This is a genomic window from Micromonospora sp. NPDC049203 (assembly GCF_043197215.1).
GTDB lineage: Bacteria > Actinomycetota > Actinomycetes > Mycobacteriales > Micromonosporaceae > Micromonospora.
The window spans coordinates 1-9,067 of record NZ_JBICSV010000022.1 but is presented as its reverse complement, the minus strand read 5'-3'; the positions used below and the strand labels follow the sequence as shown (position 1 = coordinate 9,067).

The window sequence follows — 9,067 nt, the reverse complement described above, 5'->3', positions numbered from 1 at the left end:
GATCCTGGACCCCCCAGGCGGCCACCGAGTCCAACCCGTTCGCCGGCAAGGCCAACAGCGGCGCCACCTGGACCAACGACATCAGCCACGGCGAATTGATCCGCACCACCGCCGACCAGACCTTCACCGTCGACCCCTGCAACCTCCAACTGCTCTACCAGGGCCGCTCCCCCAACTCCGGCGGCGACTACGGCCTCCTGCCCTACCGCCCCGGACTCCTCACCCTCCAGCGCTGAGCGCGTACCCCGAGATCTGGAGAGCCCGGCCCGCGATCTCGCGGGCCGGGCTCTCCGGCGTCTCGGACGGCGGTGATCGTTGCCCTGGAGGCAACGGTGGTGGTCCGGTCCGTCGTTGATCGGAACCGCCCCGCCCGAGAGGGTGGAGGTTGTCACCACCTCCCGAGCGAAGGGTTTGGCAGATGTCGTTCCAGGCGTACCTCGACGCGATCGAGGACAAGACCGGCAAGACCCCGCGCGTCCTGGTCGACGAGGCCAGGGAGCGCGGCTATGACGCGGCCGACGTGAAGGCGGGCGTCGTCGTGGCCTGGCTGAAGGACGAGTACGGGCTCGGCCGGGGACACGCGATGGCGCTCAACCATGTGATCAGGAACGGGCCGAGGATCAGCGCCAAGCACGTCGGGTCCACCGGCTCGCACCGGGACGACAGCGACTCGCTGTGGCTGGACGGCAAGGCCGCCCGGCCGGCCGGCCCGTGATCGGGCCGGCCGGCCGGTGACGTCACGCGCGGACGGTCACCGGAGCGCTCGTGGCACGACCGTTGGCGTAGCCCGCCTTCACCGCGACGACCGTCACGGTGACCGCCTTGCCGCGCATCGCCGCGGTCAACGTCAGCGTCTTCGTCGTCGTGCCGGTCAGCTCCCCGCCCACTCGCCACTCGTAGCGGTACGAGTCGGCGGTGGGCGTCCAGGTGCCGGTGGTTGCCTGCACGGTCTGCCCCACCCGAGGCGTACCGGTGATCGTCGGGTTGACAGTGGCCTGCAACGCCGGGCCCTTCGCGACCGGGACCGTGGCCTGCGACGTCGCCCGGCCGGACGAGTACCCGGGCTTGGTCGCGGTGACCGTCACGGTCAGCCGCTTGCCCAGCTCGGACGCCCGGATCACGTACGTCGAACCGGTCGCTCCGCTGATCGCGGTGCCGTCGGCCGCCCACTGGTAGGCGTACGCCGAGGCGGCCGGGCTCCACTGCCCGGTCGACGCGCGCACCGTCGCCCCCACGGCCACCGTGCCGGTCACCGCCGGTGCGGCCACCGACCGGAGAGCCTGAGCTGCGGTGATCGAGAACGCGTCGGCGAGCGAGACCGGCGTGCTCCACTCGTCAGGCCGAATCGAGACGGAAGCCTTGCCCACAGCGGCGGAGGTCAGGTCGACATCGGCGGTGAGGGTCCGGCGGTCCGCCGAGACGCTCCGCACCGTCGCGGCGATCGCGGTGCCACCGGCCGGGGTGACGGTGACCTGATCCTCCTGGTGGAGGCCGCTGCCGGTGATCGTGATCGTCCGTACCGCGCCGGTCTCCACCGACGACGGCGACACCGACGTCACGGTCAACGGGTCGGGCGCCACGGAGAAGGAGTAGTAGGTCTGCAGCGATTGCGCGCCGTCCGCCGTCACGCTCTTCACGTAGAGCGTGTAGTAGCCGGCGTCCGGCGGAGTCCAGCTGATCGTCGCGCTGCCGTCGGCCGTGGCGGCGACAGTGCCGTCGGCGCCGGGCAACTGGTAGGTGTACTTCACCGCGCCGGGCTGCCGGGGCTTGAACGTGAAGGTGCCAGGCGCGAACTTGCCGGAACCCGACGAGGGGAAGTCCGTCGACACGACCACCGGGGAGTCGGTGACCGACCAGGAGTTCCCGCCCTCGGTGGTCCGCACCCCGGCGGCGTTGCGGGCCGTCACTGTGACGTAGGTGTAGCCGCGCTCGTTGAGCGTGTACTGGAAGGTGACGGAGCCGTCGGCCGCCGGCGGCAACACCTGCCGGGTGGCCGGGTCGCGGTTGAGGAACACCTCGTACTCGACGACGTTCACCATCTCGGTGCGCGCCGTGAAGGTGGCGGTGGACCCGACGACGTCGCCGCCGCTGCGGGTCACGTACGGGCTGGCGCCCGACACCGAGACGGAGATGAACCGCGGCTCGGAGAGCGTGCCGTCGGCGCTGCGGCTCTGCACGTACAGCGCCTGCGTGCTCTCGCTGGTGGCGGTCCAGATCAGGTCCGCGGTGCCGTCCGCGCCGGCCGGCAGGACGGTCTTCTGGCTCGCGTTGCCGTTGTAGTCCGCCGTCCAGTAGAGGTAGGACGTGACCTCGGGCATGCGCGGGGCCAGGTGGAACCGGAGCGACGACCCGATGATCACGTACCGGTCGACGTCGCCGGTGACCCGGGGTGCGTTGTCGACGACGAACGTGTAGGCCCGTTCCGGGTGCGTCGCACCGTCGGCGGTGACGCTGCGCACGTACAGGGTCTGCCGCCCGGCCCGGGTCGGGGCGATCATCGCGGTGACCGTGCGCTCGCCGCCGGTCACGACCGAACCGGAAGGGCCGTCGCCGTCGATACGCCAGGCGAACGACTCCGTGCCGGGGACGTTCGAGGTGAACTCGAACGCGCCGGGCACGCCCACGCCGTAGTCCAGGTTGGTGCTCCAGTCCGGATAGGCGCTGGAGAAGACCGAGGGCCGCGTCTCGCGTACCCAGAACTCGTAGACGTTGCGCTCCGACCAGTTTCCGGCCCGGTCGATGGCGTACACGATCACCGAGTGGTGGCTCGCGTCCTGCGGCGTCCAGGTGACGGTGGCCGGTCCGCCGAGGCCCGCCGCGGGGACCTCGACATATTCGTCGCCGGTTCCGGAGAACCGGTACTGGTAGCTCACTGTGTCGTCGGAGGCCGAGGTGAAGGTGAAGCTTCCGGTGTCGCCGACCCCGCCACCGGCGTTCTCCCAGTCGCCAGTCGGGTACTTCGCCGAGGCGACGTCCGGCGCCGGACCGCCGACGCGGTCGATGGTGAAGTAGCAGGTGGCACTCCACGGCGACGTGTCGGCGCCGTCGAGGACGCGCACCCGCCACCCGTACGTGACACCGTGCCGCTGCCGATCGGGATCTTCGAGCTGGACGTAGACCTGGTTGTTGTGCGGGGCGAGGCCGGTGAGCCACTGCTGCGGGGCATCCGGCGTGGTGATGTCCCACACCTGGAAGTCGGCCTGCGGGTCGGCGCTCTGCGGCGTCCCGCTGTAGGTGCCCTGGAGCACGACGGCGTTGGCGTCGTTGAGGCGTACCGGGCTCAGGTAGGGCCCGGGCGCCTGGGCCGCGCAGGCCTGACCGGCGGTGGTGAGTTCGGTGGGCCCGCCGACGGCCGCCGCGGCCGGAGTCGCGGCTGCGCCGACGACCGTCGCGCAACCGACGGCGAACGTGGTGGCTGTCGCGAGTAGACGCCCGAAAGTGGGCGCGAAGGTACGCATTCCGGTCCTCCCCGTGAATGAACGCGGGCGACGATCGAAGCGCCCGCGGAGGAAGGATCGCACGGGTTCGATGGCGGCGGTGTCCCCTCCGGCTGGAGAGCGACGTCTATCGTCTCGGCCATGGGAGCGATCAAGCCGTGGCACGGCGTGTGGGCGTGGCGCCGCCGCCGCTGACCGGTCAGCGGCCGGTAGCGCCGGCGAACTCCTCCACCGCCGTGCAGACCCGCCCGAGCGCCTCGGCCGAGGCCGCCAACGGCCCGGGCACCATCATCGAGTGGTCGGCGTCGGCGACCTCCACCACGTACGGGGTGAGCCGGCGCGCCACCGCCCCGTCCCAGACCGGGTCGGCGGTGCCGCCGGCCAGCAGGAACGGCGCGGTGGCCCGGCCCAGCGGCTCCCGTACCGCGGGGTCGGTCAGCAGCGGCGTCAGCCAGACCGCCGGGATGCCCCGGTCGGCGGCGAGCGGGGCGGCGAAACTGCCGAGCGACTTGCCCACGAGCAGATCCACCCCGGCGTCGAGGACCGGATCCAACTGCTCGGCGACCCACTCCGGAGCGGCGTCGTGGCGCAGATCGCCGATCGACCGCCAGGTCACCTCGTGCACCTCGAAACCGAGCCGGCACAACGCCTCCCCGATGTAGACGAAGAGCGGGCCCCGGGTGTCGTAGCCCCGTCCCGGAGCGAGTACCGCGCGTCGATTCGCCATGGCAGCCTCCCTTGCGTCGGATCGATGCGTCACGCTAGCCGCTGCGCGGGTTTCCAGTGACCCCGCGGCCTCACAGCCGTTCCGGGGTGCGGATGCCGAGCAGGTCCAGGCCCTGCCGCAGCACCCGGGCGGTCAGCTCGCACAACACGAGCCGGCTCTCCCGCGTCGGCGCATCCGCCCGCAGCACCGGGCACCGCTCGTAGAACGCGCTGAACGCGACCGCCAGCCGGTGCAGGTAGGCGGTCAGACGGTGGAACTCCATGGTGCCCGCCACCTCCTCGACCACCGCGGCGAAGCCGACCAGCTCCATCGCGAGCGCCCGCTCGGCCGGCTCGGCGAGCGAGACGTCCGCGTCCGGTCGCGTCGCCGCGCCGGCCCGCCGGAAGATCGACCGGACCCGGGAGTACGCGTACTGGAGGTACGGCGCGGTGTTGCCCTCCAGCGCCAGCATCCGTTCCCAGTCCAGCACGTAGTCCTTGTGCCGGTCGCCGGACAGGTCGGCGTACTTGATCGCGCCGATGCCCACCGCGTGTCCCACCTCGGCGGCCTCCGCCTCGCTCAGCTCCGGATCGCGTTCCCGGGCCAGCGCGGTGGCCCGCTGGACCGCCTCGGTGAGCAGCCCGACCAGCTTCACCGACCCGCCGGCCCGGCTGCGCAGCATCCGCCCGTCCGGGCCGAGGATCGAGCCGAACCCGACGTGCTCGGCCCGCACCGGCGTGGCCAGCCAGCCGGCCTGCGCGCCGACCGCGAACACCATCTCGAAGTGCCGCCGCTGCGGCAGCCCGACCACGTAGAGCAGCCTTGTCGCGCCGAGCGCGCCGGTCCGGTGCCGCAGCGCGGCCAGATCGGTGGCCGGGTAGCCGTACCCGCCGTCGGACTTGCGCACGATCAGCGGCAGCGGCTCGCCGTCACGCCCCACCGACCCGGGCGGGAACACGCAGTCCGCGCCCTCGCTCCGCCGCAGCAGTCCGAGCCGGTCCAGTTCCTCGACGGTCGGCGCGAGCTGGTCGTGGTAGCTGCTCTCGCCCCGGAAGTCGTCGCCGCTCAGTGTCACGTCGAGCAGGTCGTACACGGTCAGGAAGTAGCTCTCCGACTGCGTTACCAGCAGCCGCCACAGTCGCAGCGTGGCCGGGTCGCCGCCCTGCAACGCCACCACCCGCTGCCGCGACCGTTCCCGGAACGCCGGGTCGTCGTCGAACTTCGCCCGCGCCGCCTTGTAGAACCCGTCCAGGTCACCCATGGACAACTCCTGCGCCGCGCCGGCCTCGCCCAGGTCGAGCAGGTGCTCGATCAGCATGCCGAACGGCGTGCCCCAGTCGCCGAGGTGGTTGGCGCGCAGCACCCGGTGGCCGAGCCATTCCAGCGTCCGCGCCGCCGCGTCCCCGATCACCGTCGACCGCAGGTGCCCGACGTGCATCTCCTTCGCCACGTTCGGCCCCGAGTAGTCGACCACCACCGTCTCCGGTTCGGCCACGGGCGGCACGCCGAGCCGCGGGTCGGCGGCCAGCGCGGAGACCAGCCCGCCGAGCGCGTGCCCGGACACCGTCAGGTTCAGGAAGCCCGGGCCGGACACCTCCACCGCCGCGCAGAGGTCGGCCAGGGACGCGCGCTCCCGTACCTCCGCGGCGATCTCCCGCGGCGGACGGCCGAGCCGCCGGGCCAGCCCCAGTGCCGCGTCGGACTGGAAGTCCGCGTGCTGCGAGCGCCGCACGGCCGGGTCCACCGGCATGCCGGCCACCGCCGCGAACGCGGGCGCCAGCCGGTCGGCAAGCAACCTTTCAAGATCCATGAGTACGCCGATCTCGCTGTGGATCCGCCGCGCGGATCACCTGACGGGAACGCGACGGCGGAGCGAGGACGATCGATGACGACCGGCGGCTCGATCCGCCGGTCGCAGGAGGGGAAGGCTCAGCGCAGGCGGTCGCGGGACCGCCGGCGTCGCAGCGCGCCGAGCCGGACGTCGGTGGACGTCATCGGGTACGCGTGCGAGCTGGCCATGTCGGTAGCGTAACCGGCCGGTCCGGGGCCGGCGCAAGTGCGTACCCCGGACCGGCTCGTGGTCAGGCCGAGGTGCCGACGGCCTTGCGGTAGCGCTCGGCCCGGCGCCGCACCTGGGTGTACGCGCTGCTCAGGCCCATTGCCCGGCGGACCTCGACGAGCGTTCGGCGCACCTCGACGCGGGTCCGCTCGGTGCCGGAGACGATCAGCTCGTCGACCAGGCCGGGCTGTGCCTCGAAGCGGGCCCGGCGCTCCCGGACCGGGTCGAGGAACCGGTTCAGCGCCGTCGCCAGCGCCTCCTTGACCTCGACGTCACCGACCCGGCCGGCCCGGTAGCGGGCCTTGAACTCCGCCACCTGGGCCCGGTCCGGGTTGAAGACGTCGTGGTACTCGAAGACCGGGTTCCCCTCGACGGTGCCGGGCACGTCGGCGCGGACCCGGTTCGGGTCGGTGTACATCCCCATCACCTTGCGGCGCACCGTCGCCGCGTCGTCGGAGAGCGCGATGGCGTTCCCCTTGCTCTTGCTCATCTTCCCGGCGCCGTCGGTGCCGACGAGCGTGGGTGTGGCCGACATGAGCATCTCGGGCACCGGGAAGACGTCGCCGTAGAGGTGGTTGAACCGGCGGGCGATCTCCCGGGTCACCTCGACGTGCGCGGCGTTGTCCTTCCCGACCGGCACGACCTGCCCCTTCACGCAGAGGATGTCGGCGGCCTGGAGGACCGGATAGCCGAGCAGGCCGTACGGCATCTCGTCCTTGCCGGCGTCGCGGGTCATCTCCTTCAGCGACGGCACCCGCTCCAGCCGGGGCACCGTGATGAGGTTCTGGAACAGCGTGTTCAGGTCGCCGACCTCGGGGATCGCGGACTGGAGATAGAACGTGGCCCGCTCCGGCTCCACCCCGGCGGCGAGGATGTCGGTGACCATCTCGCGGGCGTTGTGGGCCACCTGCTCGATGTCCGCGCGGCTGTTGCGCGTGGTGAGCATGTGCAGGTCGGCGATGATGAAGAAGCTCTCGTAGCGCTGGTGCAGCCGCACCCGGTTGGCGATGCTGCCCACGTAGTGGCCGAGGTGCAACCGCCCGGTCGGGCGGTCGCCGGTGAGCATGCGTGCGGAGGACATGGTCGTACGCCTTTCGTGCCGTTCGCTGGCGGGGACGCGCGGATGCGCGGGAGACGATCCGGGTGTCACCCGGATCGGTGGAGCGGGCTCGTCAGAACGAGCGCCGCCATCGCCCGCCGGCGCGGAACCGGAGTCCGCCGGCACGAAGTACGTCGAGGATCTGCTCCCGGCCGTCGGCAGCGTGGCCCGAAAGACCACTGCGGGTCTCCGGGAGGTGGCTGCGCGAACGGGTCATGCCTGACACGTTAGCCGTTCACCGGCCCGTGTGGCTGCACCCCCGCGGTGCTTACCGCTGTCGATAGCTCTCCGTGTAGTAGGTGCCGACCCGCTCCCGGTAGTCCGGATGGGCGAAGTGCTCCGCGTCGAACGCGGGTGACTCCTTCACCTGCTCCCGGGTGCGGTCCACGTGCACGACGCGGTCCAGGTGGTCGACCTGCGCCACCGTGCCGGCCGGCAGCAGCACCTTCTTGCCGAAGATCCACGGGCCGGTGTCGACCACCAGGTACCGCGCGTCGGCGTCCTCGCTCGCCTCGTCGATGGAGCCGATCCGGCCGTCCGTCGCCTCTACCCGGTAGCCGGTCAGGTCGATCGGCGTACCCGGGCCGGGGGCGTCGGGGCCGTCGTCCGCGTCGCCGGTGCGCTGCTGCGGCACGTCTCCCGGCCGGGTCTGGTCGTATCCACCGGCCAGGGCGGACGGATCCCGCCAGGTCCACGGGCTGAACGGCTGCATCGGCACACCTCCGTCGAATCGGCTCTCGGCAGAGACAGTGCCCCGGCGGCGGCACCGGAAACACGAGCGGCGTCCGTTGCGGGCCTGAGCTGGGACGACGGCGCGCTGGCATACTGGCCGACCATGGTCCTGTCACGTGGTTGGTCGCTGTTCCTGGTCGCCGTCGGCGTCTGGACGTGGGCGATCTGGCCGAGGTTCGCGCTCGCCATCTGGAACGACGAGCGCGCCTGGTCGGCCGGCGTCGTCGGCGAGGGCAGCCCGACCGGCTTCCTCTGGGTGCACGCCCTCCTGATCGCCGCGTCCCTGGCCATCGGTACGACAGTGGGAGCCCTGGGCGTCCGCGCCCTGCTGGCCTCTCGCCACCGCCCTTCCCCGCCTCGCCCGTCCCCGTCCCCGTCCCGCCCGTCCCCACCCCGTTGATCAAGGAGTTTGTGTCCGCTGGGGACGCTGATCGGGACGCGAACTCCTTGATCACCGGCGGCTTCGGTCGGGTGTGACGCGCGCCGCTACCCCTCGATTTGACGTTCAAACCCGCAGACGCGTAACTTTCTCTCTGCCAGCGCGGAACGGGGCAAACGGGACGAAAGCCCGGGAGCGCCGAAACGGGCTGGCACCGGGTCCGAGCGAGGCTTACGCCTTGTGCGGGCGCGGGCCGGGCGAGGCCCGCCGAAACGCCGCAGGGCGGATTTGGCGGAGCGGAACCGACCGGGTAAGGTTGTCGACCGGCAGGGAACCGGGCGAGCTCGCGGGAAACCGCAGCGGCCGGCCTGCCAAATCCGATGATCAAGTGCAGCGGGTGACTGCTGCGCGTGCTCAGCGGCGCCGACCCGTACGAAGCATGACAGACCGGGACACACGGTTTGACACGGCAGAGACGGTGAGGTAACGTAGTAAAAGTGCCCGGCGCGAGAGCGGCGGGTGTTTGAACGAGATGCCCCGGCTGGGGGTTCCGCTGATGTGGGGCCTTGTGGTTGGTGTGTGGTTGTTCTTTGAGAACTCAACAGGGTGCTTGTAAAGCCAGTGCCAATTGTTTTATACCCCGGACTGGTCAGGT

The 9,067-nt window shown here is 71.6% G+C and carries 8 protein-coding genes; 3 read left to right on the top strand and 5 right to left on the bottom strand.

What is annotated here, in order from left to right:
• Together ACGFIA_RS28610 and ACGFIA_RS28605 are read left to right on the top strand one after the other, a co-directional pair.
• The coding region (locus ACGFIA_RS28610) for a non-reducing end alpha-L-arabinofuranosidase family hydrolase (protein WP_366626333.1) at positions 1-236 on the top strand (236 nt) is incomplete at its 5' end.
• A 182-nt stretch (positions 237-418) separates the two neighbouring features.
• Entirely contained in the window at positions 419-715 is a 297-nt protein-coding gene (locus tag ACGFIA_RS28605; protein ID WP_357381832.1) for a DUF4287 domain-containing protein, read from the top strand.
• 22 nt (positions 716-737) lie between these two features.
• Here the strand turns inward: ACGFIA_RS28605 and ACGFIA_RS28600 are convergent, their stop codons facing one another.
• The 5 genes from ACGFIA_RS28600 to ACGFIA_RS28580 all read right to left on the bottom strand — a co-directional run bounded on the left by ACGFIA_RS28600 (position 738) and on the right by ACGFIA_RS28580 (position 8,013).
• Complete coding sequence (locus tag ACGFIA_RS28600) at positions 738-3,458, bottom strand: hypothetical protein (RefSeq protein ID WP_393263034.1); 2,721 nt, start codon at positions 3,456-3,458, stop codon at positions 738-740.
• Between the two features lie 178 nt (positions 3,459-3,636).
• Positions 3,637-4,164 carry an alpha/beta hydrolase gene (locus ACGFIA_RS28595; RefSeq protein ID WP_357381828.1) on the bottom strand — a complete coding sequence of 176 codons (528 nt, stop codon included), beginning with the start codon at positions 4,162-4,164 and terminating at the stop codon, positions 3,637-3,639.
• Between the two features lie 70 nt (positions 4,165-4,234).
• A complete protein-coding gene (argS, locus tag ACGFIA_RS28590) occupies positions 4,235-5,953 on the bottom strand; it encodes an arginine--tRNA ligase (RefSeq protein WP_357470900.1) in 1,719 nt (572 codons plus the stop codon).
• 271 nt (positions 5,954-6,224) lie between these two features.
• Entirely contained in the window at positions 6,225-7,283 is a 1,059-nt protein-coding gene (gene trpS, locus ACGFIA_RS28585; RefSeq protein ID WP_357470903.1) for a tryptophan--tRNA ligase, read from the bottom strand.
• Positions 7,284-7,569: 286 nt separating this feature from the next.
• A complete protein-coding gene (locus ACGFIA_RS28580) occupies positions 7,570-8,013 on the bottom strand; it encodes a PRC-barrel domain-containing protein (protein ID WP_357381822.1) in 444 nt (147 codons plus the stop codon).
• 123 nt (positions 8,014-8,136) lie between these two features.
• Between ACGFIA_RS28580 and ACGFIA_RS28575 the strand changes: the two genes are divergently transcribed.
• Positions 8,137-8,433: an SCO4848 family membrane protein gene (locus ACGFIA_RS28575; RefSeq protein ID WP_357481401.1), complete on the top strand. Its 297-nt coding sequence runs from the start codon at positions 8,137-8,139 to the stop codon at positions 8,431-8,433.
• Positions 8,434-9,067: the final 634 nt, after the last annotated feature.

Excerpts from the sequence above, each read along its gene's own strand:
- ACGFIA_RS28605 (WP_357381832.1), top strand. The coding sequence starts at position 419 with ATGTCGTTCCAGGCGTACCTCGACGCGATCGAGGACAAGACCGGCAAG.
- ACGFIA_RS28580 (WP_357381822.1), bottom strand. The coding sequence starts at position 8,013 with ATGCAGCCGTTCAGCCCGTGGACCTGGCGGGATCCGTCCGCCCTGGCC.
- trpS (WP_357470903.1), bottom strand. The coding sequence starts at position 7,283 with ATGTCCTCCGCACGCATGCTCACCGGCGACCGCCCGACCGGGCGGTTG.
- ACGFIA_RS28575 (WP_357481401.1), top strand. The coding sequence starts at position 8,137 with ATGGTCCTGTCACGTGGTTGGTCGCTGTTCCTGGTCGCCGTCGGCGTC.
- ACGFIA_RS28595 (WP_357381828.1), bottom strand. The coding sequence starts at position 4,164 with ATGGCGAATCGACGCGCGGTACTCGCTCCGGGACGGGGCTACGACACC.
- ACGFIA_RS28600 (WP_393263034.1), bottom strand. The coding sequence starts at position 3,458 with ATGCGTACCTTCGCGCCCACTTTCGGGCGTCTACTCGCGACAGCCACC.
- argS (WP_357470900.1), bottom strand. The coding sequence starts at position 5,953 with ATGGATCTTGAAAGGTTGCTTGCCGACCGGCTGGCGCCCGCGTTCGCG.